25 protein-coding genes are annotated in these 25,832 nt (G+C 62.0%); 17 read left to right on the top strand and 8 right to left on the bottom strand.

Translation table 11 applies throughout. The features are described from left to right. Positions 1-17: 17 nt before the first annotated feature. Together epd and tkt are read right to left on the bottom strand one after the other, a co-directional pair. Positions 18-1,034 (bottom strand): erythrose-4-phosphate dehydrogenase, encoded by a 1,017-nt coding sequence (epd, locus tag ACK3SD_RS03025; protein WP_137762198.1) that lies wholly within the window; start codon positions 1,032-1,034, stop codon positions 18-20. A gap of 358 nt (positions 1,035-1,392) precedes the next feature. Further along, entirely contained in the window at positions 1,393-3,387 is a 1,995-nt protein-coding gene (gene tkt / locus ACK3SD_RS03020) for a transketolase (protein WP_481126716.1), read from the bottom strand. A gap of 239 nt (positions 3,388-3,626) precedes the next feature. Between tkt and loiP the strand changes: the two genes are divergently transcribed. Further along, complete coding sequence (gene loiP, locus ACK3SD_RS03015; RefSeq protein ID WP_481126715.1) at positions 3,627-4,379, top strand: metalloprotease LoiP; 753 nt, start codon at positions 3,627-3,629, stop codon at positions 4,377-4,379. A 61-nt stretch (positions 4,380-4,440) separates the two neighbouring features. Here loiP and speB read toward each other — a convergent pair whose 3' ends face one another. From speB to ACK3SD_RS03000, 3 genes are all read right to left on the bottom strand, one after another. Then, a complete protein-coding gene (gene speB / locus ACK3SD_RS03010) occupies positions 4,441-5,367 on the bottom strand; it encodes an agmatinase (RefSeq protein WP_137762195.1) in 927 nt (308 codons plus the stop codon). 111 nt (positions 5,368-5,478) lie between these two features. Beyond that, positions 5,479-7,458 (bottom strand): biosynthetic arginine decarboxylase, encoded by a 1,980-nt coding sequence (speA, locus tag ACK3SD_RS03005; RefSeq protein ID WP_481127487.1) that lies wholly within the window; start codon positions 7,456-7,458, stop codon positions 5,479-5,481. Positions 7,459-7,726: 268 nt separating this feature from the next. Then, positions 7,727-7,843: a hypothetical protein gene (locus tag ACK3SD_RS03000; protein ID WP_481127486.1), complete on the bottom strand. Its 117-nt coding sequence runs from the start codon at positions 7,841-7,843 to the stop codon at positions 7,727-7,729. Positions 7,844-8,302: 459 nt separating this feature from the next. On the opposite strand from ACK3SD_RS03000, the gene metK reads away from it, so the two are divergent. From metK to ruvX, 8 genes are all read left to right on the top strand, one after another. Beyond that, entirely contained in the window at positions 8,303-9,457 is a 1,155-nt protein-coding gene (gene metK, locus ACK3SD_RS02995) for a methionine adenosyltransferase (protein WP_137762194.1), read from the top strand. Positions 9,458-9,899: 442 nt separating this feature from the next. Beyond that, positions 9,900-11,303, top strand: coding sequence for a sugar porter family MFS transporter (locus tag ACK3SD_RS02990; RefSeq protein WP_481126714.1), 1,404 nt, complete (start codon positions 9,900-9,902; stop codon positions 11,301-11,303). Positions 11,304-11,387: 84 nt separating this feature from the next. Continuing rightward, positions 11,388-11,900, top strand: coding sequence for a SprT family zinc-dependent metalloprotease (locus ACK3SD_RS02985; protein ID WP_137762192.1), 513 nt, complete (start codon positions 11,388-11,390; stop codon positions 11,898-11,900). Positions 11,901-11,986: 86 nt separating this feature from the next. After that, on the top strand, positions 11,987-12,694 hold the full coding sequence (endA, locus tag ACK3SD_RS02980) for a deoxyribonuclease I (protein WP_481126713.1): 708 nt from the start codon (positions 11,987-11,989) through the stop codon (positions 12,692-12,694). A 95-nt stretch (positions 12,695-12,789) separates the two neighbouring features. Continuing rightward, the gene (gene rsmE, locus ACK3SD_RS02975) at positions 12,790-13,521 is read left to right on the top strand and encodes a 16S rRNA (uracil(1498)-N(3))-methyltransferase (protein ID WP_481126712.1); all 732 of its coding nucleotides are present in this window, start codon (positions 12,790-12,792) and stop codon (positions 13,519-13,521) included. 10 nt (positions 13,522-13,531) lie between these two features. Next, positions 13,532-14,482, top strand: a complete 951-nt coding sequence (gshB, locus tag ACK3SD_RS02970) for a glutathione synthase (protein ID WP_137762189.1) — start codon at positions 13,532-13,534, stop codon at positions 14,480-14,482. Positions 14,483-14,602: 120 nt separating this feature from the next. Beyond that, positions 14,603-15,166 (top strand): YqgE/AlgH family protein, encoded by a 564-nt coding sequence (locus tag ACK3SD_RS02965; protein ID WP_481126711.1) that lies wholly within the window; start codon positions 14,603-14,605, stop codon positions 15,164-15,166. Continuing rightward, on the top strand, positions 15,166-15,588 hold the full coding sequence (gene ruvX / locus ACK3SD_RS02960) for a Holliday junction resolvase RuvX (protein ID WP_137762187.1): 423 nt from the start codon (positions 15,166-15,168) through the stop codon (positions 15,586-15,588). The genes ACK3SD_RS02965 and ruvX overlap by 1 nt, the downstream gene beginning before the upstream one ends. On the opposite strand, the gene ACK3SD_RS02955 is transcribed toward ruvX, so the two are convergent. Beyond that, entirely contained in the window at positions 15,579-16,613 is a 1,035-nt protein-coding gene (locus ACK3SD_RS02955) for a type IV pilus twitching motility protein PilT (RefSeq protein ID WP_481127485.1), read from the bottom strand. The two genes, ruvX and ACK3SD_RS02955, sit on opposite strands and share 10 nt — an antisense overlap. A gap of 15 nt (positions 16,614-16,628) precedes the next feature. On the opposite strand from ACK3SD_RS02955, the gene ACK3SD_RS02950 reads away from it, so the two are divergent. The 6 genes from ACK3SD_RS02950 (at position 16,629) to hemW (ending at position 20,868) form a co-directional block, all read left to right on the top strand. Continuing rightward, positions 16,629-17,339, top strand: a complete 711-nt coding sequence (locus ACK3SD_RS02950) for a YggS family pyridoxal phosphate-dependent enzyme (protein ID WP_481126710.1) — start codon at positions 16,629-16,631, stop codon at positions 17,337-17,339. Positions 17,340-17,381: 42 nt separating this feature from the next. After that, positions 17,382-18,203: a pyrroline-5-carboxylate reductase gene (gene proC, locus ACK3SD_RS02945; protein ID WP_481126709.1), complete on the top strand. Its 822-nt coding sequence runs from the start codon at positions 17,382-17,384 to the stop codon at positions 18,201-18,203. A gap of 20 nt (positions 18,204-18,223) precedes the next feature. Further along, positions 18,224-18,778 (top strand): YggT family protein, encoded by a 555-nt coding sequence (locus ACK3SD_RS02940; RefSeq protein WP_481126708.1) that lies wholly within the window; start codon positions 18,224-18,226, stop codon positions 18,776-18,778. Beyond that, positions 18,775-19,068 (top strand): DUF167 family protein YggU, encoded by a 294-nt coding sequence (gene yggU / locus ACK3SD_RS02935; RefSeq protein WP_481127484.1) that lies wholly within the window; start codon positions 18,775-18,777, stop codon positions 19,066-19,068. Before ACK3SD_RS02940 ends, yggU begins: the two co-directional genes overlap by 4 nt. A gap of 74 nt (positions 19,069-19,142) precedes the next feature. After that, positions 19,143-19,736: an RdgB/HAM1 family non-canonical purine NTP pyrophosphatase gene (rdgB, locus tag ACK3SD_RS02930; protein ID WP_481126707.1), complete on the top strand. Its 594-nt coding sequence runs from the start codon at positions 19,143-19,145 to the stop codon at positions 19,734-19,736. Next, the gene (gene hemW, locus ACK3SD_RS02925; RefSeq protein WP_481126706.1) at positions 19,729-20,868 is read left to right on the top strand and encodes a radical SAM family heme chaperone HemW; all 1,140 of its coding nucleotides are present in this window, start codon (positions 19,729-19,731) and stop codon (positions 20,866-20,868) included. The genes rdgB and hemW overlap by 8 nt, the downstream gene beginning before the upstream one ends. A gap of 40 nt (positions 20,869-20,908) precedes the next feature. Here hemW and ACK3SD_RS02920 read toward each other — a convergent pair whose 3' ends face one another. Together ACK3SD_RS02920 and glsB are read right to left on the bottom strand one after the other, a co-directional pair. Then, entirely contained in the window at positions 20,909-21,643 is a 735-nt protein-coding gene (locus ACK3SD_RS02920) for a YggN family protein (protein ID WP_481126705.1), read from the bottom strand. 36 nt (positions 21,644-21,679) lie between these two features. Continuing rightward, positions 21,680-22,606, bottom strand: coding sequence for a glutaminase B (glsB, locus tag ACK3SD_RS02915; RefSeq protein ID WP_481127483.1), 927 nt, complete (start codon positions 22,604-22,606; stop codon positions 21,680-21,682). A 337-nt stretch (positions 22,607-22,943) separates the two neighbouring features. Between glsB and nirB the strand changes: the two genes are divergently transcribed. After that, on the top strand, positions 22,944-25,493 hold the full coding sequence (gene nirB, locus ACK3SD_RS02910) for a nitrite reductase large subunit NirB (protein ID WP_481126704.1): 2,550 nt from the start codon (positions 22,944-22,946) through the stop codon (positions 25,491-25,493). Continuing rightward, positions 25,490-25,816 (top strand): nitrite reductase small subunit NirD, encoded by a 327-nt coding sequence (gene nirD, locus ACK3SD_RS02905; RefSeq protein ID WP_137762178.1) that lies wholly within the window; start codon positions 25,490-25,492, stop codon positions 25,814-25,816. Before nirB ends, nirD begins: the two co-directional genes overlap by 4 nt. Positions 25,817-25,832 lie beyond the last annotated feature (16 nt).

The following is a 25,832-nucleotide window of genomic DNA, read 5'->3' as shown; positions in this document are numbered from 1 at the left end:
GTAGCCGGTGCACCGTACTAGAAACCGCTTGCGGCCATTGCCCTGGTGGTGTCTAACATCCGGTTGGCAAAGCCCCACTCATTGTCGCACCAGACCAACGTCTTAATCAGGTGCTGCCCACTGACCCGCGTTTGGGTGCCATCAACGATGGCGCTATGCGGATCGTGGTTAAAATCTATCGAGACTAATGGTAGTTCCGTATAGTCAACTATACCACGAAACGCCCCCTGCGCGGCTTTCTGTAACAGCAGGTTGACGTCACGGACGCTAACGCAGGCCCCGACAAAAACGCTCAAATCGATGGCCGTGACATTGACCGTCGGCACCCGTACCGAGATCGCTTCAAAGCGATCCTGGAACTGCGGGAAGATGCGCGTAATGCCCGCCGACAGCTTGGTGTCCACCGGAATAATGGACTGGCTGGCGGCGCGGGTGCGGCGCAGATCCGGGTGGTAGCCGTCAATCACCTGCTGGTCGTTCATGGAAGAGTGGATGGTGGTCACGGTGCCGGACTCGATGCCGTAGGCGTCATCCAGCAGCTTGATCACCGGGATGATGCAGTTGGTGGTGCAGGAGGCGTTGGAGACAATCCGATCCTCCTTGTGCAGCGCCAGGTGGTTGACGCCGTAGACCACGGTCGCGTCCAGATCATGCCCGCCGGGATGGGCGAACAGCACCTTTTTTGCTCCGGCGGCGCGGTGCGCCTCGCCATCGGCGCGGCTGCCATACACGCCGGTGCAGTCCAGCACCACATCCACGCCCAGCTCACCCCAAGGCAGCGCCGCCAGTGACGGCTCATGCAGCAGACGGATGGTATCGTCGCCGACCATCAGCAGGTCGCACTCCTGCCGCACGTCCCACGCAAAACGCCCGTGGCTGGTGTCATACTTCAGCAAGTGCGCCATCCCTTCGGATTGCGCCAGCTCGTTGATTGCCACCACGGAGATCTCTGCCCGACGGCCGGACTCATACAGCGCGCGTAGCACGCTGCGGCCAATGCGGCCAAAGCCATTTATCGCAATGCGGATTGTCATGCGTTTCCCTGAGTTGCGGTAATGAAAGCAGCTCCATAGAGTAATGCAGGGCGCGCCCGTGGGGAATTCCTCACGTCACGTTTACATCATCACATGGATAGCGTGATCGCCGTCACACTATTCATTTTGCAGGGATTTCCCTGAACTGAAACGGTTCAGCCGAGCATAAACCAAAGCAATCGCAAAGAAAATGATCTGACGCCGCTGTCAGTGAAAGGCCGCGCGATCGTTGCAAAAACCAGCAACGCCCGCCGCTTTCGCCGTCAGGGTGAGGAAAATAGCGCCAACTTGGGCAATCCAGCCCGTTCAACGCCCATAAAAAAGGCGCCCCGTGGGGCGCCTGTCAGCGGGGAACGGCTCAGCCCAGCAGGGCGCGGGCCTTGTTCACCACGTTGTCGGTGGTGAAGCCGAACAGCTCGAACAGCTTCTCTGCCGGGGCAGATTCGCCGAAGGTGGTCATGCCCACCACGTCGCCGTTGAGGCCGACGTACTTGTACCAGTAGTCGCTGATACCGGCTTCAATCGCCATCCGCGCGCTCACCGCTTTCGGCAGCACGGAGTCGCGGTAGGCCGCGTCCTGCTTGTCGAAGGCGTCGGTGGACGGCATGGAGACCACGCGCACCTTGCGGCCTTCGGCGGTCAGCTGCTCGTAGGCGCTCACCGCCAGCTCCACTTCCGAGCCGGTGGCAATCAGGATGAGCTCCGGCGTGCCGTCGCACTCTTTCAGCACGTAGCCACCGCGGGCGATGTTCGCCAGCTGGGCGTCGGTGCGCGGCTGCTGCGCCAGGTTCTGGCGGGAGAAAATCAGCGCCGCCGGGCCGTCGTTGCGCTCGATGGCGTACTTCCACGCCACCGCCGACTCTACCTGGTCACACGGACGCCAGGTGCTCATGTTCGGGGTCACGCGCAGGCTGGCCAGCTGCTCCACCGGCTGGTGGGTCGGGCCGTCTTCACCCAGACCGATGGAGTCGTGGGTGTAGACAAAGACGTTGCGGATTTTCATCAGCGACGCCATGCGCACCGCGTTACGGGCGTACTCCACGAACATCAGGAAGGTCGCGGAGTACGGCAGGAAGCCGCCGTGCAGCGCAATACCGTTGGTGATGGCGGTCATGCCGAACTCGCGCACGCCGTAGTGGATATAGTTGCCCGCCGGGTCATCGCCAATCGAGGTCGAGCCAGACCACATGGTCAGGTTGCTCGGCGCCAAGTCAGCGGAGCCGCCGAGGAACTCCGGCAGCAGTTTGCCGAAGGCTTCCAGCGCGTTCTGCGATGCCTTGCGGCTGGCAATCTTGGCCGGGTTGGCCTGGAGGTTGGCAATGAAGGCGTCGGACTGGGCCTGCCACTCTGCCGGCAGCTCACCGTTCAGGCGACGGCTGAACTCGGCCGCCAGTTCCGGATGGGCCTGCTGGTAGGCGCTGAACTTCTCGTTCCACGCCTGCTCTTTCGCCTGACCGGCCTCTTTGGCGTCCCACTGGGCATAGATGTCCTGCGGAATCTCAAACGGGCCATGGTGCCAGCCCAGTGCCTCGCGGGTGGCCGCCACTTCGGCGTCGCCCAGCGGCGCGCCGTGCGCGTCGTGGGTACCGGCCTTGTTCGGCGAGCCGAAGGCAATCACGGTCTTGCACATCAGCAGCGACGGCTTGTCGGTCACGCGGCGCGCTTCCTCAATCGCTGCCTTGATGGCGTCGGCGTCGTGGCCATCCACGCCGCGCACCACGTGCCAGCCGTAGGCTTCAAAGCGGGCGGCGGTGTCGTCGGTGAACCAGCCCTCAACGTGGCCGTCGATGGAGATGCCGTTGTCGTCATAGAACGCCACCAGCTTGCCGAGTTTCATGGTGCCGGCCAGCGAGCAGACTTCGTGGGAAATCCCCTCCATCATGCAGCCGTCGCCCAGGAAGGCGTAGGTGTAGTGGTCAACGATGTCGTGGCCCGGACGGTTGAACTGCGCCGCCAGCGTGCGCTCGGCAATCGCCATGCCCACCGCGTTGGCGATACCCTGGCCCAGCGGGCCGGTGGTGGTCTCAACGCCCGCGGTGTAGCCATACTCCGGGTGACCCGGGGTCTTGGAGTGCAGCTGGCGGAAGTTGGCCAGCTCTTCAATCGGCAGGTCATAGCCGGTGAGGTGCAGCAGGCTGTAAATCAGCATCGAGCCGTGGCCATTGGAGAGCACGAAGCGGTCGCGGTCAGCCCAGTGCGGGTTGACCGGGTTGTGGTTCAGGTAGTCACGCCACAGCACTTCGGCGATATCCGCCATCCCCATCGGGGCGCCGGGGTGGCCGGATTTGGCCTTTTGCACCCCATCCATGCTCAGCGCGCGGATGGCATTGGCAAGCTCTTTACGAGAGGACATGTTCAACTCCAGGTCGGATTAAAGAAGCTAATAAGTGAGGCATTTTGTCAGACTCCGTATTGAATCGGCAATCCTTAAAACTATTTGTGAAAGGGATCACAACTTGTCAGCCATTTTGCTGCACATTTTCGGAAAAATGGTCTATGCCGGGCCATGTCTGTCGCATAGCTTAACGTTTTCTTGACGGTTGGGTTATGCTTTGCCGGTTCCCTTGTTATACCTCACAGGAAGTTAATTGTATGAAGATGCGCCCTGCGCTGTTAGCCATTGGCATCACCGCCCTGCTGGCGGGTTGCCAGAACATGAACTCCCAATCTTTACTGCAATCCGGCGCGCAGGCTTTTCAGGCGGCGACCCTCAGCGATGCGCAGGTGAAGGCCCTGAGCGTCCAGTCCTGCGAAGAGATGGACAGCAAAGCCCAGATCGCGCCAGCGAGCAGCGAGTACAGCCAGCGGCTGACCAAAATCGCCGCCGCGCTCGGCGATAACATCAACGGCCAGCCGGCCAACTACAAGGTCTACCTGACCAAGGACGTCAACGCCTGGGCGATGGCGAACGGCTGCATCCGCGTCTACAGCGGGCTGATGGATCTGATGGATGACAATGAGGTCGAAGGCGTGCTCGGCCATGAGATGGGCCACGTGGCGCTCGGCCACACCCGCAAGGCGATGCAGGTGGCCTACGCCACCACTGCCGCGCGTACCGCCGCCTCCTCGCTGGGCGGCGTCACCGGCGCGCTCTCGCAGTCGGAACTGGCGGATATCGGCGAGAAGTTCGTTAACGCCCAGTTCTCCCAGAAGCAGGAGTCCGAGGCGGATGACTACTCCTTTGACCTGCTGAAGCAGCGCGGCATCGACCCGAATGGCCTCGCCACCAGCTTTGAGAAGCTGGCGAAGCTGGAACAGGGCAACAGCATCGGCTGGTTTGACGATCACCCCTCCTCCGAGGCGCGCGCCAAACATATCCGTGAGCGCATCGCCGCCGGCAAGTAATCCAAGCCACATAAAAAAAGCAGCCCTTGGGCTGCTTTTTCTTTATTGGGACGGGAGAGGCTTAGGCGCCCTTCTTGTCCGCCTGCACGTGCAGCATCTCCAGCGCCAGCGTCGCCGCGGCCAGCGCGGTGATCTCGGACTGGTCGTAAGCCGGGGCCACTTCCACAATGTCCATGCCGACGATGTCCAGACCCAGATCTTTCAGGCCACGCACCAGCTTCAGCGCGCGGTCAGAGGTCAGGCCGCCAATCACCGGGGTGCCGGTGCCCGGCGCGTGGGCCGGATCCAGGCAGTCGATGTCAAAGCTCAGGTAGACCGGCAGGTCGCCAACGATCTGTTTCACCTGTGCCAGAATGTCATCAACGCTGCGGTCGTTGACCTGCGCGGCATCCAGCACGGTAAAGCCCAGATCCTTGTCGAACTCGGTCCGGATCCCGATCTGCACCGAGTGATCCGGGTCGATCAGCCCTTCGTTCGGCGCATGGAAGAACATGGTGCCGTGGTCGAACTTGCTGCCGTTGGAGTAGGTGTCGGTATGGGCATCGAAATGCACCAGCGCCATCTTGCCGAAGTGCTTGGCATGCGCGCGCAGCAGCGGCAGGCTGATGAAGTGGTCGCCGCCGAAGGTGAGCAGGCGCTTGCCATTCTCCAGCAGCTTCTCCGCGTGGGCCTGCAACTTGTCGGTCAGGTCTTGCGCGTCGCCGAAGTTGAACACCACGTCGCCGCAATCCACCACCTTCAGGCGCTCACGCAGGTCGAAATCCCACGGCCAGCGCTTGCCTTCCCACGCGAGATTGACGGAGACCTGACGAATCGCTGCCGGGCCGAGGCGGGAGCCAGAGCGGCCGGAGGTGGCCATGTCAAACGGCACGCCAGTGATGACCCACTCCGCGTCGCTGTCATACGGCTGGAAGTTCAGGGGAAAACGCAGAAAACCAAACGCATTGGAAACCAGAGAGTTATCGGCTTGATGGCCCAACGTGCTCATAGTTCGTCCTCTTTTATTATGGATTCGGGCCGCGCGCGGCGGCCGCCTACAGTTCAGGGATAAAAAAATCCCCCGGCCGCCCGCAAGCGCGGCAGCCAGGGGATCGGCAGGTTACTCGTCTTCCAGATAGGTGTAGCCGTAGAGGCCTGCCTCAAACTCTGCCAGGAATTCCGCCTGCAGCGTGCTGTCGAGGTCGGTCTCTTTCACCTGATCGCGGAAGCGGGTCAGCAGGACGTTCGGGTCAAGCTGGACATACTCCAGCATGTCGGCCACGGTGTCGCCCTCGTCAGACTGCTGCACCTCGACGTTGCCGTCCGGGAAGACGTAGACGTCAACCGCCGCGGTGTCGCCGAACAGGTTGTGCATGTTGCCCAAAATCTCCTGATACGCGCCCACCATAAAGAAGCCCAGCACCGGTGGGTTCTCCGGGTCATACGGCGGCATCGGCATGGTGGCCGCGACGCCATCGCCATCCACATAGTGGTCGATGGTGCCATCAGAGTCACAGGTGATGTCGAGCAGCACCGCGCGGCGCTCTGGCGGCTGGTCCAGCCCCTCAAGCGGCAGCACCGGGAAGAGTTGGTCAATGCCCCATGCATCCGGCATCGACTGGAACAGCGAGAAGTTGACGTAGAACTTGTCAGCCATGCGCTCCTGCAACTCATCGATAATCGGGCGGTGCGCACGGTTGCTCGGATCCAGCTGCTGCTGGATCAGGTTACAGATGTTCAGGTAGAGCTGCTCGGCCCAGGCACGGTTGGTCAGGTCGAGCATCCCGTGGGCGTACTGGGTGTGGACGTCATGCAGGTCCATCTGGCTATCATGCAGCCACTCACGCAGCGAACGGCGGTTGGCCGGGTCATGCATCTCCTGCCAGGTGCCCCACAGGCTCTGCAACGCGCGCGGCGCCTCCTCGGTCGGCGGCAGCGGCTCGCTGAACTCGTTGCGCTCTACGCCAATGACGTTGGAGACCAGCACCGTATGGTGGGCAGTCACGGCGCGGCCGGACTCGGTGATCACCGTCGGGTGCGGCAGGCCGTGCTCGTTACAGGCCTGTCCGATACCCCAGATGACGTTGTTGGCATACTCGTTCAGGCCATAGTTGACCGAGCAGTCAGACTGCGAGCGGGTGCCCTCATAGTCCACGCCCAGACCGCCACCGACGTCGAAGCACTGGATGTTGACGCCCAGTTTGTGCAGTTCGACGTAGAAGCGCGCCGACTCACGCACGCCGGTGGCGATGTCACGGATGTTCGCCAGCTGCGAGCCAAGGTGGAAGTGCAGCAGTTGCAGGCTGTCGAGGCGGTTCGCCGCGCGCAGCGTCTCCACCAGTTGCAGCACCTGTACCGCTGCCAGACCGAATTTCGACTTCTCGCCGCCGCTCGACTGCCACTTGCCGGAGCCTTGCGAGGCCAGACGCGCACGCACGCCAAGGCGCGGCACCACGTTCAGGCGCTCTGCCTCCTCCAGCACCATCTTGATCTCGGACATCTTCTCGATGACCAGATAGACCTTGTGGCCCAGCTTTTCGCCAATCAGCGCCAGACGGATATATTCGCGATCCTTGTAGCCGTTGCAGACGATCACCGAACGGGTCATGCCAGCATGGGCCAGCACGGCCATCAGCTCCGCCTTGGAGCCGGCTTCCAGCCCCAGCGGCTCGCCGGAGTTGATCAGCGACTCAATCACGCGGCGGTGCTGGTTAACCTTGATTGGGTAGACCAGGAAGTAGCCGCCCTCATAGCCGAAGGACTCACGCGCGCGCTTGAAGGCGGCGTTGATGGAGCGCAGGCGGTGCTGCAAAATCTGCGGGAAGCAAAACAGCGCGGGCAGGCGCTGGCCATCCTCCTGTTGCAGCTCCTTGACCAACTCTGCCAGATCGACCCGCGCCTCAGGCACGTCCGGGTCCGGGCATACGCTGATGTGGCCCCGTTCGTTGACGTCATAGTAGTTATTGCCCCAATAGGCGACGTTATAGGTGCGCAGCATCTTGCTGGCATTATGATCATTCATGGCAACCTCCTGCATGGAGCGCAAAGATAAGGGTTCGCCCGACGCGGACGGACGGTGGTGCAACATATCATCAGACATCATTTGCCTCTCGTTCTGTACTGACAACATGGCCAGCCACTATCACAGTAATAACAGATGAGAACAACCCACACCGCGCGCTGGCTCGCAGGATAAAACGCTGCGATGGCGGCAGTGTAAGGGCGTTAACACCCCTATAAGTGTAAAACACCTGGTTCAAACCTCGACTCACGAGGTGAATTATTCCGGCATCAAACCGGTTAAGCGGAGGTTGTAACGCCGCAGAGCATCCCAATCAGCCGCGCGAACAGGCGCGCAGACGTTGCCGTTAAGGCAGGGCGCCAGGCTTGCCGGCCCGGGAATCCTGGGTTGCGTCCAGTGGGGGATAACACCGTTGAGATGTTGAAGAGAGGGAAGAAAGGCAGGTTGCCGTGGCGAGTGACATCATGGGATGCCGTAGCTGCACAAATGTAACAACCGGTAAACAGCGGGTCATTAAACTCACCACCTCCACGCACGCTGCCCTTGAGCAGCCAAGCCTCTGAGAATTGTTGATAAGCCGGACGCCAGTCCGATTCGCGCTGGTTATACCGGTATCAGACTGAAATTGCAAAATGAAAATGTGCCCCCGGCTTTGTCAGGCTACGCCTTGTGCAGTCACGCCCATTGTGCTGCAACACGCCTGCAAAAAAGCACTGGCAATCCGGCCAAAAGCTGACCTAAAATAGCCGTCCAGATGTTAATCCGTCTATACTGGTTAACCAATGAACTGCGATCGGCTTGTCTGCGGGCATTGCAGGATGCATTTCAGACCCCCGGGGAAGCCAAGCTTACCTCTATTCAATTCGGCATGCCCTGCGCCATGCAGTAGTTATTAACCCGTTTTCTCAAGGTGAAGAAGATAATGGCTAAACACCTCTTTACGTCCGAATCTGTATCAGAAGGACATCCGGATAAGATCGCTGACCAGATTTCCGATGCTGTCCTGGACGCCATCCTGGAGCAGGACCCGAAAGCGCGCGTCGCGTGCGAAACCTATGTCAAAACCGGCATGGTGATGGTAGGTGGCGAGATCACCACCAGCGCCTGGGTAGATATCGAAGAGATCACCCGTAACACCGTGCGCGAAATCGGCTACGTCCACTCTGACATGGGCTTCGACGCCAACTCCTGCGCCGTCCTGAGCGCCATCGGCAAGCAGTCCCCGGACATTAACCAGGGTGTTGACCGTACTGATCCACTGGAGCAGGGCGCGGGCGATCAGGGCCTGATGTTTGGCTACGCCACCAATGAGACCGACGTGCTGATGCCAGCACCGGTCACCTACGCGCACCGTCTGGTGCAGCGCCAGTCTGAAGTGCGCAAGAGCGGCATCCTGCCGTGGCTGCGCCCGGACGCCAAGAGCCAGGTCACCTTCCAGTACGATGGCGGCAAGATTGTCGGCATCGATGCCGTGGTGCTCTCCACCCAGCACGCCGAGGACATTGGCCAGAAAGAGCTGCAAGAAGCAGTGATGGAAGAGATCATCAAGCCTGTGCTGCCGGCTGAGTGGCTGACGGAGTCCACCAAGTACTTCATCAACCCGACCGGCCGTTTCGTGATCGGCGGCCCAATGGGCGACTGCGGCCTGACCGGCCGTAAAATCATCGTTGATACCTACGGCGGCATGGCGCGCCACGGCGGCGGTGCCTTCTCTGGCAAAGACCCGTCCAAGGTTGACCGCTCTGCGGCCTACGCGGCGCGCTACGTAGCGAAAAACATCGTGGCGGCCGGTCTGGCTGACCGCTGTGAGATTCAGGTCTCCTACGCCATCGGCGTGGCTGAGCCGACCTCCATCATGGTAGAAACCTTCGGCACCGAGAAAGTCTCCACCGAGCAGCTCACCCTGCTGGTGCGTGAGTTCTTCGACCTGCGCCCGTACGGTCTGATCCAGATGCTGGACCTGCTGCACCCGATCTACAAAGAGACGGCAGCCTACGGCCACTTTGGTCGCGAACACTTCCCGTGGGAGAAGACCGACAAGGCTGCTCAGCTGCGTGATGCCGCTGGCCTGAAATAAGTTTTCCCGCTACTCTGCGCCCCGGCCGGGAACCCTGCCGGGGCGTTTTTGTATGCATTGCACTCACCCCGCCAGTTTTCCCCACGGGTAGCGCGGTTTACCTGACGACAAAACAGAAAATTATTACGCCTGGCGAAAGCCCTGCGTATTTCTCTGATAACTGAAACCGATTACACGTAAAAGAGGCATTAATAACAATAAGTTATAAATTTACTTTATAAATTTTCGCCAAAATCTGATTGCTCTTTCAGAGAGCTTCATCAAATAATCTGGCGCACGCTTTTTTGCCCCAAGACTGGGGTAAGGAAGGGTCGATTAATCAGTAATATACCTAGCTACAATAGGTGTAACCGATTACATAAGTGTGATCTGGCGCACTTTATCAGAGCGACTGGGCAAATAATATAGTTAACTAAGTAATAGATGCCGTCTTGGAGGCCCAATGAGTAACCTTACGCTAAGCAAAGAGGGAACTGGCTCAAGTGCCAGAATCACCTTCTTTGTTTGTTTTCTTGCCGCGCTGGCTGGGCTGCTGTTTGGCCTGGACATCGGCGTCATCGCCGGGGCGTTGCCGTTCCTGAGCGATGAGTTCCAGATAACCAACCATCAACAAGAGTGGGTGGTCAGCTCCATGATGTTCGGCGCCGCCGTAGGCGCGGTCGGCAGTGGCTGGCTCAACTTCCGCATTGGCCGTAAATATAGTTTGATGATCGGCGCAGTGCTGTTTGTGATTGGCTCTCTGGCCTCTGCACTGGCTCCGAACGTGGACGTGCTGATCATCGCACGCGTGCTGCTCGGTCTGGCGGTCGGCATCGCGTCCTATACCGCGCCGATCTACCTCTCTGAGATTGCGCCGGAGCGCATCCGCGGCAGCATGATCTCCATGTACCAGCTGATGATCACCATCGGCATCCTGGGCGCTTACCTCTCCGACACCGGCTTCAGCTACAGCGGCGCATGGCGCTGGATGCTGGGCGTGATCACCATCCCGGCGCTCCTGCTGCTGGTGGGGGTCTTCTTCCTGCCGGACAGCCCGCGCTGGCTGGCGGCCCGTGGCAGCAATGAGAAGGCGCGCCGCGTGCTGGAGAAGCTGCGTGACACCAGCGAGCAGGCCAAACGTGAGCTGGATGAGATCCGTGAAAGCCTGAAGGTGAAGCAGTCTGGCTGGGCGCTGTTCAAGAGCAACTCGAACTTCCGCCGCGCGGTGTTCCTCGGCATCCTGTTGCAGGTGATGCAGCAGTTCACCGGCATGAACGTTATCATGTACTACGCGCCGAAAATCTTCGGCCTGGCGGGCTTCGCCAGCACCTCCCAGCAGATGTGGGGCACGGTGATCGTTGGTCTGGTGAACGTGCTGGCGACCTTCATCGCCATCGGTCTGGTAGACCGCTGGGGCCGCAAGCCGACCCTGAAGCTGGGCTTCATGGTAATGGCGGTCGGCATGGGTATCTTGGGCACCATGCTGCACATCGGCGTCGAGTCGATGGGCGCCAAGTACTTCGCCATCGCCATGCTGCTGATGTTCATCGTTGGCTTCGCCATGAGCGCCGGCCCGCTGATCTGGGTGCTCTGCTCCGAGATCCAGCCGCTGAAAGGGCGTGACTTCGGCATCACCATCTCCACCGCGACCAACTGGATCGCCAACATGGTGGTCGGCGCGACCTTCCTGACCATGCTGGACACCCTCGGCAACGCCAACACCTTCTGGGTCTATGGCGCGCTGAACGTGGTGTTCATCTTCATCACCATCGCGCTGATCCCGGAGACTAAAAACGTCTCACTGGAGCACATCGAGCGCAACTTGATGGCCGGCAAGAAGCTGCGTGACATCGGCTCCCGCGACTGATTCCGCACCACAGCCAGTGAAGGGCGCCCCGAGGGGCGCCCTTTTTTATTGCCAGCGCCAGCTAGGTTCACTATCCTGCCGCCTATGAAACCCGTCCGCCTTCCCATCGCCCTGCAACAGGCCGTGATGCTCCGCCTGCGCCAGTCACTGCGGCAGGCCAATGCGCGGCTGGGCACGGATTACCCGGAACCCGCCCTGCTCTACCAGCAGCGCGGCACGTCCGCGGGCACTGCCTGGCTCGAGCGCTGGGAGATTCGCCTCAACCCAGTGTTGCTGCTGGAGAACCAGCAGGCGTTTATCGATCAGGTGATCCCGCATGAGCTGGCGCACCTGCTGGTGCACCGCCACTTTGGCCGCGTGCCGCCCCATGGCAAGCAGTGGCAATGGATGATGGAGTCGGTGCTTGGCGTGCCAGCGCACCGCACCCACTCGTTTGGCATCGCCTCGGTGCAGAGCAAAACCTTCCCCTACCGCTGCGGCTGCCAGAAACATGAGCTGACGCTGCGCCGCCACAACCGCGTGCAGCGCAAGGAAGCGGAGTACCGTTGCCGCCAGTGCGGCGGCCTGCTGCAACCGGACGAGCCGGGGCGCGCGTGAGCCTGTCGGCAAAATGTATCCATTGATTTGCCTCGCTGTTACGCATCCGTTACTCTCCCCCTTTTCTCTTCAGGCAGTTTTGGAATATGTCTCGCAAAATCTGGTTTACCCTCCTTGTTACCGGCGCTCTGCTGCCATTCAGCGGCTTCGCAAAAGAGAGCAATAACTTCAGCCAGGCCAAGGCGGAAGCGGTCAAGATTCATCAGGGCGCGCCCGGTGACTTCTACTGTGGCTGTAAAATCAACTGGCAGGGCAAGAAAGGGATCCCGGATCTCGCCTCCTGCGGCTATCAGGTGCGCAAAAGCGCCCTGCGCGCCAACCGCATTGAGTGGGAGCACGTGGTGCCAGCCTGGCAGTTTGGCCACCAGCGCCAGTGCTGGCAGGAGGGCGGCCGCAAAAACTGCGTGAAAGATAAGGAGTACCGCCGCATTGAAACCGACCTGCACAATTTGCAACCGGCGGTTGGCGAAGTGAATGGCGATCGCGGCAACTTCCTCTACAGCCAGTGGCGCGGCGGCGAAGGCCAGTATGGCCGCTGTGAGATGAAAGTCGACTTCAAGGACAAGAGCGCCGAGCCGCCGGCACGCGCACGCGGCTCCATCGCCCGCACCTACTTCTACATGCGTGACCGCTACCAGCTGCGCCTCTCCAGCCAGCAGACGCAGCTGTTTGACGTCTGGAACCGCCAGTATCCGGTCACCGCCTGGGAGTGCGAGCGTGACAACCGCATCGCCACCGTGCAGGGCAACCACAACCCCTACGTGCAGCAGGCTTGCCAGCAGCGAAAAGGCTAACCTACACTAGGCACTCCGCGCGCCAGCCCGTGGCTGGCGCGCTCGTCATGCCGCAGCTGGCGGCCCCTTATGTCACAGGAAGTTGAACCCACGTTATGCGCATTCCCCGCATTTACCATCCGGAGCCACTGGCCTCCGGCAGCAGCATCATGCTGAGCGACGAGGCGGCCAACCACGTCGGCCGCGTGCTGCGCATGAGCGCAGGCCAGCACCTGCACCTCTTTGACGGCAGTAATCAAGTGTTCCCGGCAGAGATTGCGCAGGTAGACAAAAAGAGCGTCCGCGTCACCTTGGGCGACGGCGTGGTGGAGGATGTGGAGTCCCCGCTCGATCTGCACCTCGGACAGGTTATTTCGCGGGGCGAGAAGATGGAGTTCACCATCCAGAAATCCATTGAGCTAGGCGTAAGCACAATTACCCCTCTGTTTTCCGAACGCTGTGGGGTTAAACTGGACGGAGAACGGCTGGCGAAGAAGATCCAGCAGTGGCAGAAGATTGCCATCGCCGCCTGCGAGCAGTGCGGGCGCAACCGCATCCCGCTGATCCGCGAGGCGATGCCGCTGGACGTCTGGTGCCAGGAGGAGGATGGGAGCCTAAAACTCAACCTGCACCCGCGCGCCAGCCAGAGCATCAACACCCTGCCGCTGCCGGTGGAAAAGGTTCGCTTGCTGATTGGGCCGGAAGGGGGACTCTCCGCAGATGAGATCGCCATGACCGCCACCGTTGGCTTTACCGATATTTTGTTGGGACCGCGCGTTTTACGCACCGAAACGACGGCGCTCACTGCGATAACCGCCCTCCAGGTCCGTTTTGGCGACCTGGGCTAAAGGAGAAACAATGATCAAGCTCGGCATCGTGATGGATCCGATTTCCTCCATCAACATCAAGAAAGACACCAGTTTCGCCATGCTGTTGGAAGCGCAGCGCCGTGGTTGGGAAATCCACTACATGGAGATGCGCGACCTCTACCTGCGCGGTGGCGAGGCACGCGCCCGCACCCGCCTGCTGCGCGTCGAGCAGAACTATGAGCAGTGGTATGAGTTCGGTGAGGAGCAGGATATTCCGCTGCACCAGCTCGATACCGTACTGATGCGCAAAGACCCGCCGTTCGATACCGAGTTTGTCTACGCGACCTACATTCTGGAGCGCGCCGAGGACAAGGGCACGCTGGTGGTCAACAAGCCGCAGAGCCTGCGTGACTGCAACGAGAAGCTGTTCACCGCCTGGTTCCCGGAGCTGACGCCGGACACGCTGGTGAGCCGCGACAAGGCGCACCTGCGCAGCTTCCATCAGGAGCATGGCGACATCATCCTCAAACCGCTGGACGGCATGGGCGGCGCGTCCATCTTCCGCGTCAAGCAGGATGACCCCAACCTGTCCGTCATCGTCGAGACCCTGACCGAGCACGGCAGCCGCTACTGCATGGCGCAGAACTACCTGCCAGCCATCAAGGATGGCGACAAGCGCGTGCTGGTGGTGGATGGCGAGCCGGTGCCCTACTGTCTGGCGCGTATCCCGGCGCAGGGCGAAACCCGTGGCAACCTGGCGGCCGGTGGCCGTGGCGAGGCTCGCCCGCTGAGCGAGTCCGACTGGCAGATCGCCCGCACCGTGGCCCCGATCCTGAAGCAGAAAGGGCTGATCTTTGTCGGCCTCGACATCATCGGCGACCGCCTGACGGAGATCAACGTCACCAGCCCGACTTGCGCACGCGAGATCGAGGCGGCGTTCCCCATCTCCATCACCGGTATGTTGATGGATGCAATTGAGAAACGTCTGGCTGCTCGTTAATCCCCGCTAAAAAGCCCGGAAACTGGCCGCCTTTTCAGATTGCGGCCAGTGACTTGGCTGGCCGCACGCCGCATACTACAGATTGTGTACCCTTTAACCCCGCGAAAGCTCCAAACTATAATGAATTTACAGCATCACTTTCTTATTGCCATGCCCTCTTTGGACGATCCGCAATTCAAACGTGCCGTAGTCTATATCTGCGAACACAATGAAGAAGGCGCGATGGGGCTGGTCATTAACAAACCGGTTGAGCAGTTCACTGTTGAAGGTGTCCTGAACAAATTGAAAATCGCCCCCGTTGAGCGCGATCCCGCCATCCGTCTGGACAAGCCGGTATTCTCCGGCGGCCCGCTGGCGGAGGATCGTGGCTTTATCCTGCATACCCCGCGTGAAGGTTTCGGCTCCAGTATCCTGATCTCTGACCAGACCATGATCACTACCTCTAAGGATGTGCTGGAGACGATCGGCACCCAAGAGCAGCCGGAAGAGGTGCTGGTGGCGCTGGGCTACGCCAGTTGGGAGCAGGGCCAGCTGGAGAAGGAGCTGCTGGAGAACGCCTGGCTCACCTCGGAGGCCAGCGTAGATATCCTGTTCCACGTGCCGATCGCTGACCGCTGGCGCGAGGCGGGCCGCCGCCTTGGCATCGACATCGCCAACATCGCCACGCAGGCGGGGCACGCCTGATGAGCAACCGCACCCTGATCGCCTTTGATTTCGGCACCAAGAGCATCGGCGTGGCGATTGGCCAGGAGATCACCGGCACCGCCCGCGCCCTGCCTGCCTTCAAGGCACAGGACGGCACGCCAGAGTGGCCCAAAATCGAGAAGCTGCTGAAAGAGTGGCAACCCGATCTGGTGGTAGTCGGCCTGCCCCTCAATATGGACGGCACCGAGCAACCGCTGACCGCCCGCGCGCGGAAGTTCGCCAACCGCCTGCATGGCCGTTTCGGCGTGCAGGTTGAGCTGCATGACGAGCGCCTTAGCACCGTAGAGGCGCGCGCCCACCTGTTCGACCGTGGCGGTTTCCGCGCCCTCGACAAGGGCAGCGTTGACTCCGCCTCCGCAGTGGTGATCCTCGAAAGCTGGTTCGAAAACCACTACGGCTGAACGCCCGCCCCACCCGTTTCCGTCTCAAAACGTACCCCCTGTGCCAGCCGCTGCGCGCGGCTCTGGGCAAAGGTCTGCATTCCGGCCTGCGCGCCGGTTTGCAGCAGCGCTGGCAGCTGGTGGCTCTTGCCCTCACGGATCAGATTGCTGGCCGCCGGCGTGACGGCCAGCGTTTCAAACAACGCCACCCGGCCACCCCCGGCGGTGGCGCACAACGTCTGTGACACCACCGCCCGCAAACTGCCAGCCAGCTGGGCGCGGACAAAGGCCTTCTCCTCCGCCGGGAAGGTGTCCACCAGCCGCTCCACCGCCTGTGCCGCGCCGCGGGTGTGCAGCGTCGCCATCACCAGATGCCCGGTCTCGGCGGCGGTCAGCGCTAGCCGGATGGTGTCGGCATCACGTAGCTCCCCCAGCAAAATCACATCCGGGTCTTCACGCAGCGCTGCCCGCAGCGCCCCGGCAAAGGTGCGGCTGTGCGGCCCAATCTCCCGCTGCTGGATCAGGCAACGCTCGCTGGTATGCAGGAACTCAATCGGGTCTTCCAGCGTGATGATGTGCCGCGCGGCCTGACGGTTGAGGTGCCCAACCAGCGCCGCCAGCGTGGTGGATTTGCCGCTGCCGGTCGCACCGGTGACCAGCAACAGCCCATCGGTGGCCAGCGCCCACTCCGCCAGCACCGGCGGCGCGCCCAGATCCGAGAGTTGCGGGCAGCTCACTGGCAAGGGGCGCAGCGCCAATGACAACCCCTCCGCCTGCCGGAACAGGTGCGCCCGCATCCGCGTCCCTGTCGGCAGGGTCAGCGCCAGATCCACCTGCCCCTCTGCCACCAGCGCCTGCCGCTGTGGCTCCGCCAGCCAGCGGTCACACCACGCCGCCAGCGCGGCGGCGGAGAGGCGCGGCTGGCGCTCATCTCGCCACAGCCGCCCATCCTGCCGCCAGATGGGCGGATGTCCGGTACAGAGGTGCAGATCGGAGGCATTATGCTTTACACTAAGGGCCACCCATTCATTGATATCCATCTCCACCACCTCTGAGCCACTATGAGTACGATTGAGCACAATTTACAGGATGTTCGCCGCCGGATCGCCGCTGCTGCATCAGAATGCGGGCGGGATGCCAAAGAGATTACACTGCTTGCGGTGAGCAAAACCAAACCTGCGAGCGCGCTCGAAGAAGCGATGGCCGCTGGTCAGCGCGCCTTCGGCGAAAACTATGTGCAGGAGGGGGTGGAGAAGATCCAGCATTTCGCCACCCACCCGCTGGCCGGGGAGCTGGTCTGGCACTTCATCGGCCCACTGCAATCCAACAAGAGCCGTCTGGTGGCCGAGCATTTTGGCTGGTGCCATACCGTTGACCGCCTGAAGATCGCCACTCGCCTGAACGAGCAGCGCCCAGCAAACCTGCCGCCGCTGAATGTGCTGGTGCAGGTCAATATCAGCGACGAGGCGAGCAAGTCTGGCGTCACGCTGGCTGAACTGCCAGCGCTGGTAGACGCGGTGGCGGCGCTGCCACGTTTGCGGCTGCGCGGGCTGATGGCGATCCCGGCACCGGAGAGCGACCCGGCGCGCCAGCTGGCGGTGTTCCGCCAGATGGCTGACGCGCTGGCGGCGATGCAGGCGCGCCACCCGCAGATGGATACCCTCTCCATGGGCATGACTGATGACATGCCTGCCGCCATTGCCGCTGGCAGTACGCTGGTGCGGATTGGCACCGCCATTTTCGGTGCGCGCGACTACGGCGAGCCACGCTGAGCGCGCGGCCTTTTTGCTGCATAACATCCAACAAGGAGTCCCATGCAACATCGCAACATTACCTTTATCGGCGCGGGCAACATGGCTGGCGCGATTGTCGCCGGTCTGGTTGACGGGGGCTATCCGGCCCAATCCATCAGCGTCTGTGCGCCGTCGGCTACCCACCGTGACCAACTGGCCGAACAATATGGCGTAACGAGCAGCAGTGACAACGCGGCCTGCGCCGCCGCGGCAGAGGTGGTGGTGCTGGCGGTGAAGCCGCAGCTGATGGCCAGTGTCTGCGACGAATTGCGCGGGCAGGTCGATTTCCACGGTAAGCTGGTGCTGTCGATCGCCGCGGGCGTCAGCGTCACCCGCTTCTGCGAGCTGCTGGGCGAGGATTTGAACATCGTGCGCATCATGCCCAACACCCCGTCACTGGTCGGCAAAGGGATGAGCGGCCTTTATGCGCCCGACTACGTCAGTGCCGCCGACCGCGATTTCACCGCTGACCTGATGCGCTCGGTCGGCAAAATTTGCTGGGTCGAGCAGGAGGCGGGCATCAATCAGGTGATCGCCGCCGCTGGCAGCGCCCCGGCCTACTTCTTCCTGTTTATGGAGGCGATGCAGCAGGAGCTGGAGCGTCAGGGCATGGCGGCCGACAAGGCGCGCCTGCTGGTGCAACAGGCGGCCAGCGGCGCAGCGGCGCTGGTGGAGGCCAGCCCGGATGAGGGCATCGGCACGCTGCGCGAACGCGTCACCTCCAAGGGCGGCACCACGGCGGAGGCGCTGCGGGTGTTCAACGAGCAGAAGCTGCCGGAGATCGTCGCCGAGGCGATGCAGGCCGCGATTGCCCGCGCGCAGGACATGGAAAAACAGTTTTAATCACAACAACAAGGTAATTTATGCTGACGCTGACTTTTTTGGTCAAAACGCTGATTGATCTCTACGTCATGGTGCTACTGCTGCGCATCTGGATGCAGTGGGCGCGTACTGACTTCTACAACCCCTTCTCACAGTTTGTGGTGCGCATCACCCAGCCGGTGGTCGGCCCGCTGCGCCGTGTCGTCCCGTCGCTGGGGCCGGTTGACAGCGCCTCGTTGCTGCTGGCCTTCCTGCTGATGACCATCAAATACCCGCTGCTACTGTTGATTCAGGGAGGCGGGCTGTCGCTCAGTCCCTATAATTTGCTGTTCGGCCTGATCTCGGTGATCAAATCCGCCGGCTATCTGGTGTTCTGGATGATCATCATCCGCTCAATCATGAGTTGGGTCAGCCGCGGTAACGGTCCGATGGACTATGTGCTGATGCAGCTGACCGAGCCGTTGATGGCCCCGGTGCGCCGCGTAATCCCGGCGATGGGCGGCATTGATTTCTCCGCGATGGTGGTGGTGCTGATTCTCTACCTGCTCAACTACTTGGGCATGGATCTCTTCGGCCAGCTGTGGATGCTGCTGTGACCGCCGTCACCATGCAACTGGACGGGCTGCTGCTCAGGCTATATATTCAGCCCAAATCGAGCCGTGACCAACTGGTCGGGTTGCATGGTGACGAACTGAAGGTCGCCATCACCGCCCCGCCGGTGGATGGGCAGGCCAATGCCCATCTGGTGAAGTATCTGGCGAAGCAGTTCCGCGTCGCCAAGCACCAGGTGGTGATCGAAAAGGGCGAGCTGGGACGCCACAAGCAAATTCGCATCCTTGCGCCGCGGCAGATCCCCCCGGAAGTCGCGGCACTGCTCGCCCCCTGACGCCGCCCATGCGGCGTCACTCTTTACTCTACGGTGCCGCTGCGGCGGCACCCTCGTGACAGCAGGATACCCTCATGCAAAAAGTTGTTCTCGCCACCGGTAACGCCGGCAAAGTGCGCGAGCTGGCCCATCTGCTGGCTGATTTTGGCCTGGATGTGGTCGCCCAAACCGATCTCGGGGTGGAGTCGGCGGAAGAGACCGGCCTGACCTTTATTGAAAACGCCATCCTCAAGGCGCGCCACGCCTCGCGCCTGACCGGCCTGCCGGCGATTGCCGACGACTCCGGTCTGGCGGTGGACGCGCTGGGCGGCGCGCCGGGCATCTACTCCGCGCGCTATGCCGGGGAGAATGCCAGCGACCAGCAAAATCTAGAGAAGCTGTTGGTGGCGTTGCAGGATGTGCCGCCCGGCCGTCGCCATGCCTGCTTCCACTGCGTGCTGGTCTACCTGCGCCACGCCGATGACCCGACGCCGCTGGTCTGCCACGGCGCATGGCCGGGCGAGATCACCTTCGCTGCCGAGGGCACCAACGGCTTTGGCTACGACCCGATCTTCTTCGCGCCGGAAGCCGGCAAGACCGCCGCCACCTTGACCCGCGAGGAGAAGCGCGAGCTTTCCCACCGTGGCCGGGCGCTGTCACAGCTGCTGGATGCGATCAAACATGCGTAAACTGCCACCGCTGAGCCTCTATATCCACATCCCGTGGTGCGTGCAGAAGTGCCCGTACTGCGACTTCAACTCCCACGCCCTTAAGGGCGAGGTGCCGCATGACGACTACGTCGCGCACCTGCTGGCGGATCTGGATACCGAGGTATTGAAGGTTGCAGGACGCACCATTACCACCATTTTTATCGGCGGCGGCACCCCGAGCCTGCTGAGCGCCGAGGCGATGCAGACGCTGCTGGATGGCGTGCGCGCTCGCCTGCCGCTGGCGGCGGACGCGGAGATCACCATGGAGGCCAACCCCGGCACCGTGGAGGCAGACCGCTTCAGCGGCTACCAACGCGCTGGCGTCAACCGCATCTCCATCGGCGTGCAGAGTTTCAGCCCGGAGAAGCTGACCCGCCTTGGGCGCATCCACGGGCCGGAGGAGGCGAAACGCGCCGCGCGTCTGGCCGCCGGGCTGGGGCTGCGCAGCTTCAACCTCGATCTGATGCACGGGCTGCCAGACCAGACGCTGGAGGAGGCGCTCGACGATCTGCGTCAGGCGATTGCCCTCAACCCGCCGCACCTCTCCTGGTATCAGCTCACCATTGAGCCGAACACCCTGTTTAGCTCACGCCCGCCGGTGCTGCCGGATGATGACGCGCTGTGGGACATCTTCCAGCAGGGCGACGCCCTGTTGACCGCCGCTGGCTACCAGCAGTATGAGACGTCGGCCTACGCCAAGCCGGGCTACCAGTGCCACCACAACCTCAACTACTGGCGCTTTGGCGACTACCTTGGCATCGGCTGCGGCGCGCATGGCAAGATCACGCTGGCTGACGGCACCCTGCTGCGCACCAGCAAGACCCGCCACCCACGCGGCTACATGCAGGGGCGCTACCTCGACAAAGAGTATGCGGTGGCGGCGGCAGAGCTGCCGTTCGAGTTCTTCATGAACCGCTTCCGCCTGCTGGAGCCAGCGCCGCGCGCCGAGTTCACCGCCTTTACCGGCCTGCCGGAGAGCGTGGTGCGCCCGCAAATTGATGAGGCGCTGGCGCAGGGCTACCTGACGGAGAGCGCCGAGATGTGGCAGATCACGCCGCACGGCAAGCTGTTCCTCAACTCGCTGCTCGAACTGTTCCTGAGCGAGGAGTAAAAAAAGGGCGCCCGAAGGCGCCCCTTTTTTTACTGGCCCATCACTTCAGGCTGCTGAGCAGCCCGGCCCGCTGGTTCTCCAGCGCGGTGACGCGGTTGCACACCTCATGGCCGAAGGCGTTGAACTCCTGCTCCTGATTGCTCCACTCCGCCTGAATCGCCTGTTGCAGCCCGCCGAGGTTGCCCATCACCGCCTGCAACGGATTGCTGTCCGAGGCACCGGCCGCCTGCTTGACGCCCATCTCGTTCAGGCTGTCTTGCAGCACACCGCCCAGGCTCTGCTGCACAATGCGCTCGCCATCTGCCCGCACCTGGTCAATCGCCTGATGGTGGAACACCAGCCCGTCGCTGCGGTGCTCCAGAATGCGGTTCATCTGCTGCTTGAGCTGGCCATTCAGCGTGGTGAGCCGGTTGCGCACGTTGCTGCCACTGCCCAGTTGCTCGACAATGACGCCGTCGAGCGCCACCCGCGCCTTCTCCAGATGCTGCTGCGCGCCGGTGTCAATCCACGGCAGGTCGCGGCGCAACGCCGCCTGATAATCAACCGCCTTCTGGCGTTGCAGGGCGTCCAGAGCCACCATCTGGCCGCCACGGTTCACGTCGCCGTTCGGCGAGATAACGACGTTGCCACTGGCCCCCACCACCTGCACGCTTTGCGGGGTGATAACGATGTCATCCTGCGGTTTAACGTTGCACTGGTAATCCGCCTGCGCCTGCCCGGCGGCCAGCAGGATGGCGGCACACAGCCCGCCCTGTACGATCTTCTTCAATTGCATACTGACTCCCTCTTCTGCCACCCGGCGGGCGGCAGCTTAAAATATCGAACGGCCAAGACGCTGCGCCAGATGCTCTAAGGCAGCGGTGCCGGCCAAAGAGTTCCCTGCCGGATCAAGTTCCGGTGACCAGACGGCGATGCACATCTCATCCGGCACCACGGCGATGATACCGCCGCCCACGCCAGACTTGGCTGGCATCCCAACCCGGTAGGCAAATTCGCCCGCGCCGTTGTACATACCACAGGTCACCATCAGCGCATTGATCTGCCGCGCCTGACGGGGCGACAGCAGCGCCGTCTCCGCATCCAGCGCCTGCCCGCGGTTGGCGAGGTAGACAAAGGCGCGCGCCAATTCGCGGCAGCTCATGCGCAGGGCACAGTAATTAAAATAGGTCTGAAGTACCGAAAGCACCTCATTCTCGAAGTTGCCAAATGATTTCATCAGGTAGGCGATAGCAGCGTTGCGGTCGCCGTGGTCGAACTCCGAGCGCGCCACCCGCCCGTCGTAACCGATGTCCGGCTGGCCGGCGAGTTGGCGCACCACCTCTAGCATCCGCTGGCGCGGGGCGCTGAGGCGGGTTTGCAGCATGTCGCACACCACCAGCGCGCCGGGGTTGATGAAGGGATTACGCGGCTTGCCCTGCTCCAGCTCCAACTGCACCAGCGAGTTGAACGGCTGGCCTGACGGCTCCTTGCCCACCCGCTGCCAGATCTCCTGCTCCGGGTAGCGCGTCAGCGCCAGCGTCAGGCTCAGCACCTTAGAGATCGACTGGATGGAGAAGCGCTCGGCGGCGTCGCCAGCATAGTACTCCCGCCCATCCACCGTACAGATGGCAATGCCCAGCCGATCCGCCGGCACCTCCGCCAGCGCCGGGATGTAGTCCGCCACCTTGCCCTGCCCAATCAACGGGCGGGTGAGCGTGACGATCTCCTCCAGCAGGCCGTTATCCAATTCTGTCATCACCTTGGGTGCCTCACGCACTGTCCCCACTCCTTCATGAAATTTTCACCCCCAAAATATCCTCTTGGGCCGGGGTTCAGCAATGCCGCACTGCCCTACTTCCGCCTTCCGCCGAAAGTTTGACCATAGCGGCCAAAAATGGCGCGGTTAGTCATTGCGGCCAACCAGCCGGAACGGATTCGCTCTAGCAAAAGTTGAATATAATCTACAACTTATAAATGTGGTGTTAAATCATCCACATACCTCTAAAGAGTGATCCCCAGGCGAGATTGATTTGCATCAATATTCACGCCAGCCAACCCGTTATCGTAAGCGCAGCATAAAAGAAACTGAGGCAAAAATGAGCAAAGTCAGAGTTGCTGTGATCGGTAACGGGATGGTAGGCCACCGCTTCATTGAAGAGTTGATGGAGAAATCGGAGCCGGGCCAGTTCGAGATTACCGTTTTTTGTGAGGAGCCACGCATCGCCTACGATCGCGTCCATCTCTCCTCCTACTTCTCCCACCATACCGCTGAGGAGCTGTCGCTGGTTCGTGAGGGCTTCTACGAGAAGCACGGCGTCAAGGTGCTGCTCGGCGAGCGCGCCATCACCCTTAACCGTCAGGAGAAGGTGATCCACTCCAACACCGGCCGTACCGTCTGGTATGACAAACTGGTGATGGCCACCGGCTCATACCCGTGGGTGCCGCCAATCAAGGGCGCGGAGGGGCAAGATTGCTTCGTCTACCGCACCATTGAGGATCTCAACGCGATTGAGTCCTGTGCCCGCCGCAGCAAGCGCGGCGCGGTGGTTGGCGGCGGCCTGCTCGGGCTGGAGGCGGCTGGCGCGCTGAAGAGCCTCGGCGTAGAGACCCACGTGGTGGAGTTCGCGCCGGTGCTGATGGGCGAACAGCTCGACCGGCTGGGCGGCGAACAGCTGCGCCAGAAAATCGAGCGGATGGGCGTGCGGGTGCACACCAGCAAAAACACTCAGGAGATCCTCCATCAGGGCCGTGAGGCGCGCAAAACCATGCAGTTCGCCGACGGCAGCGCGCTGGAGGTGGACTTCATCGTTTTCTCTACCGGCATCCGGCCGCAGGACAAGCTGGCGCAACAGTGTGGGCTGCCCACCGCGCCGCGCGGCGGCATCGTGATCAACAGCCAGTGCCAGAGCGCCGACCCGGACGTCTACGCCATCGGCGAGTGCGCCGCCTGGCATGAAAAAGTCTATGGGCTGGTCGCGCCGGGCTACAAGATGGCGCAAGTGGCGGCCGATCACCTGCTAGGCCGCGACAACGCCTTCACCGGCGCGGACATGAGCGCCAAGCTGAAGCTGCTCGGTGTGGATGTCGGCGGCATTGGCGATGCGCAGGGGCGCACGCCGGGCGCGCGCAGCTACGTCTATCTGGATGAGCGCCAGGAAATCTACAAGCGGCTGGTGGTCAGTGAGGATAACAAAACGCTGCTCGGCGCGGTGCTGGTCGGCGACACGAGTGACTACGGCAACCTGCTGCAACTGGCGCTGAACGCCATCCCGCTGCCGGAGCACCCGGACACGCTGATCCTGCCAACACACGCCAGCGGTGGCAAACCGGCCATCGGCGTGGAGTCGCTGCCGGAGACGGCGCAGATCTGCTCCTGCTTTGACGTCACCAAGGGCGACATCATCCGCGCGGTACAGGGCGGCTGCCACACCGTCGCCGCCCTGAAGGCCGAAACCAAGGCTGGTACTGGCTGCGGCGGCTGCGTGCCGCTGGTGACCCAGGTGCTGAACGCCGAACTGAGCAAACAGGGCATTGAGGTCAACCACCACCTCTGCGAGCACTTCCCCTACTCTCGGCAGGAGCTGTACCACCTGATCCGCGTGGAGGGCATCACCTCCTTTGACGCGCTGCTGGCAAAATATGGCCGCGGCTATGGTTGCGAGGTGTGCAAGCCGACCGTCGGCTCGCTGCTCGCCTCCTGCTGGAACGACTATGTGCTGGCACCGCAACACACCCCGTTGCAGGACAGCAACGACATCTTCCTCGGCAACATCCAAAAAGATGGCACCTACTCGGTGATCCCGCGCTCCGCTGGCGGTGAGATCACGCCGGAGGGGCTGCTGGCGATTGGCGAAGTGGCGCGCGACTACCGGCTCTACACCAAGATCACCGGCTCACAGCGCATCGGTTTGTTCGGCGCGCAGAAAGATGATCTGCCTGCCATCTGGCAGCGGCTGATCGACGCTGGCTTCGAGACTGGCCACGCCTACGCCAAGGCGCTGCGCATGGCGAAAACCTGCGTCGGCAGCGCGTGGTGCCGCTTTGGCGTCGGTGACAGCGTGAGCCTCGGCGTCACGCTGGAGAACCGCTACAAGGGCATCCGCACCCCGCACAAAATGAAGTTTGGCGTCTCTGGCTGCACCCGCGAGTGCGCCGAGGCACAGGGCAAGGATGTCGGCATCATCGCCACTGAAAATGGCTGGAACCTCTATGTCTGCGGCAACGGCGGCATGAAGCCGCGCCACGCCGACCTGCTGGCGGCCGACCTCGACCGCGAGACGCTGGTGTGCTACCTCGACCGCTTCATGATGTTCTACCTACGTACCGCCGACAAATTGCAACGCACCTCCCTGTGGCTGGAGAGCCTGGAGGGCGGCATCGGCTACCTGCGCAGCGTGATCATTGACGACAAGCTGGGGCTAAATGCGCAGCTGGAGGAGGAGATGGCGCGCCTGCGCGGTCAGGTGAGCTGTGAATGGCGTGAAACGCTGGCGCATCCAGAGCAACTGGCGCGCTTTGCCCACTTTATCAATAGCCCGCTGCGCGACCCGAACGTGCAGTGGACGCCGGAGCGCGAACAGCACCGCCCGGCGCGCCCGGAGGAGCGTATCCCGGTGCAACTGCTTGAGCAGGAGGTGACGAAATGAGCCAGTGGATCGATCTCTGCCCCTTGGAAGCCATCCTGCCCGGCTGCGGCGTCTGCGCGCTGGCTGGCAGTGAGCAGGTGGCCCTGTTCCGCCCGTGGCGTGACGAGCGGGTGTTCGCCATTAGCAATATTGATCCCTTCGCCCAAGCGAGCGTGCTGTCGCGCGGCATCATCGCCGAGCATCAGGGCGAGCTGTGGGTCGCTAGCCCGCTGAAAAAACAGCGCTTCCGGCTGCGTGACGGGCAGTGCATGGAGGAGGAGAGCCGCTCCATCGCCAGCTACCCGGTGCGCGTCCGCGCTGGCCGCATCGAGATTAACCTCTGACTTTTTTGGGGCCGCA

The sequence above is a fragment of the Chimaeribacter sp. YP20170169 genome (genome assembly GCF_056739715.1).
The sequence above is the reverse complement of the archived record's forward strand: the minus strand, read 5'-3'. Positions and strand labels throughout refer to the sequence as shown.

What these genes read in the sequence shown, in the direction of transcription:
- ruvX (WP_137762187.1), top strand. Translation starts at nt 15,166, where the DNA reads ATGAGCAACCGCACCCTGATCGCCTTTGATTTCGGCACCAAGAGCATC.
- nirB (WP_481126704.1), top strand. Translation starts at nt 22,944, where the DNA reads ATGAGCAAAGTCAGAGTTGCTGTGATCGGTAACGGGATGGTAGGCCAC.
- ACK3SD_RS02940 (WP_481126708.1), top strand. Translation starts at nt 18,224, where the DNA reads ATGCTGACGCTGACTTTTTTGGTCAAAACGCTGATTGATCTCTACGTC.
- endA (WP_481126713.1), top strand. Translation starts at nt 11,987, where the DNA reads ATGTCTCGCAAAATCTGGTTTACCCTCCTTGTTACCGGCGCTCTGCTG.
- tkt (WP_481126716.1), bottom strand. Translation starts at nt 3,387, where the DNA reads ATGTCCTCTCGTAAAGAGCTTGCCAATGCCATCCGCGCGCTGAGCATG.
- loiP (WP_481126715.1), top strand. Translation starts at nt 3,627, where the DNA reads ATGAAGATGCGCCCTGCGCTGTTAGCCATTGGCATCACCGCCCTGCTG.
- hemW (WP_481126706.1), top strand. Translation starts at nt 19,729, where the DNA reads ATGCGTAAACTGCCACCGCTGAGCCTCTATATCCACATCCCGTGGTGC.
- ACK3SD_RS02920 (WP_481126705.1), bottom strand. Translation starts at nt 21,643, where the DNA reads ATGCAATTGAAGAAGATCGTACAGGGCGGGCTGTGTGCCGCCATCCTG.
- rsmE (WP_481126712.1), top strand. Translation starts at nt 12,790, where the DNA reads ATGCGCATTCCCCGCATTTACCATCCGGAGCCACTGGCCTCCGGCAGC.
- ACK3SD_RS02985 (WP_137762192.1), top strand. Translation starts at nt 11,388, where the DNA reads ATGAAACCCGTCCGCCTTCCCATCGCCCTGCAACAGGCCGTGATGCTC.
- ACK3SD_RS02965 (WP_481126711.1), top strand. Translation starts at nt 14,603, where the DNA reads ATGAATTTACAGCATCACTTTCTTATTGCCATGCCCTCTTTGGACGAT.
- speB (WP_137762195.1), bottom strand. Translation starts at nt 5,367, where the DNA reads ATGAGCACGTTGGGCCATCAAGCCGATAACTCTCTGGTTTCCAATGCG.
- rdgB (WP_481126707.1), top strand. Translation starts at nt 19,143, where the DNA reads ATGCAAAAAGTTGTTCTCGCCACCGGTAACGCCGGCAAAGTGCGCGAG.
- ACK3SD_RS02950 (WP_481126710.1), top strand. Translation starts at nt 16,629, where the DNA reads ATGAGTACGATTGAGCACAATTTACAGGATGTTCGCCGCCGGATCGCC.
- ACK3SD_RS02990 (WP_481126714.1), top strand. Translation starts at nt 9,900, where the DNA reads ATGAGTAACCTTACGCTAAGCAAAGAGGGAACTGGCTCAAGTGCCAGA.
- epd (WP_137762198.1), bottom strand. Translation starts at nt 1,034, where the DNA reads ATGACAATCCGCATTGCGATAAATGGCTTTGGCCGCATTGGCCGCAGC.
- metK (WP_137762194.1), top strand. Translation starts at nt 8,303, where the DNA reads ATGGCTAAACACCTCTTTACGTCCGAATCTGTATCAGAAGGACATCCG.
- ACK3SD_RS03000 (WP_481127486.1), bottom strand. Translation starts at nt 7,843, where the DNA reads ATGTCACTCGCCACGGCAACCTGCCTTTCTTCCCTCTCTTCAACATCT.
- gshB (WP_137762189.1), top strand. Translation starts at nt 13,532, where the DNA reads ATGATCAAGCTCGGCATCGTGATGGATCCGATTTCCTCCATCAACATC.
- proC (WP_481126709.1), top strand. Translation starts at nt 17,382, where the DNA reads ATGCAACATCGCAACATTACCTTTATCGGCGCGGGCAACATGGCTGGC.
- speA (WP_481127487.1), bottom strand. Translation starts at nt 7,458, where the DNA reads ATGTCTGATGATATGTTGCACCACCGTCCGTCCGCGTCGGGCGAACCC.
- nirD (WP_137762178.1), top strand. Translation starts at nt 25,490, where the DNA reads ATGAGCCAGTGGATCGATCTCTGCCCCTTGGAAGCCATCCTGCCCGGC.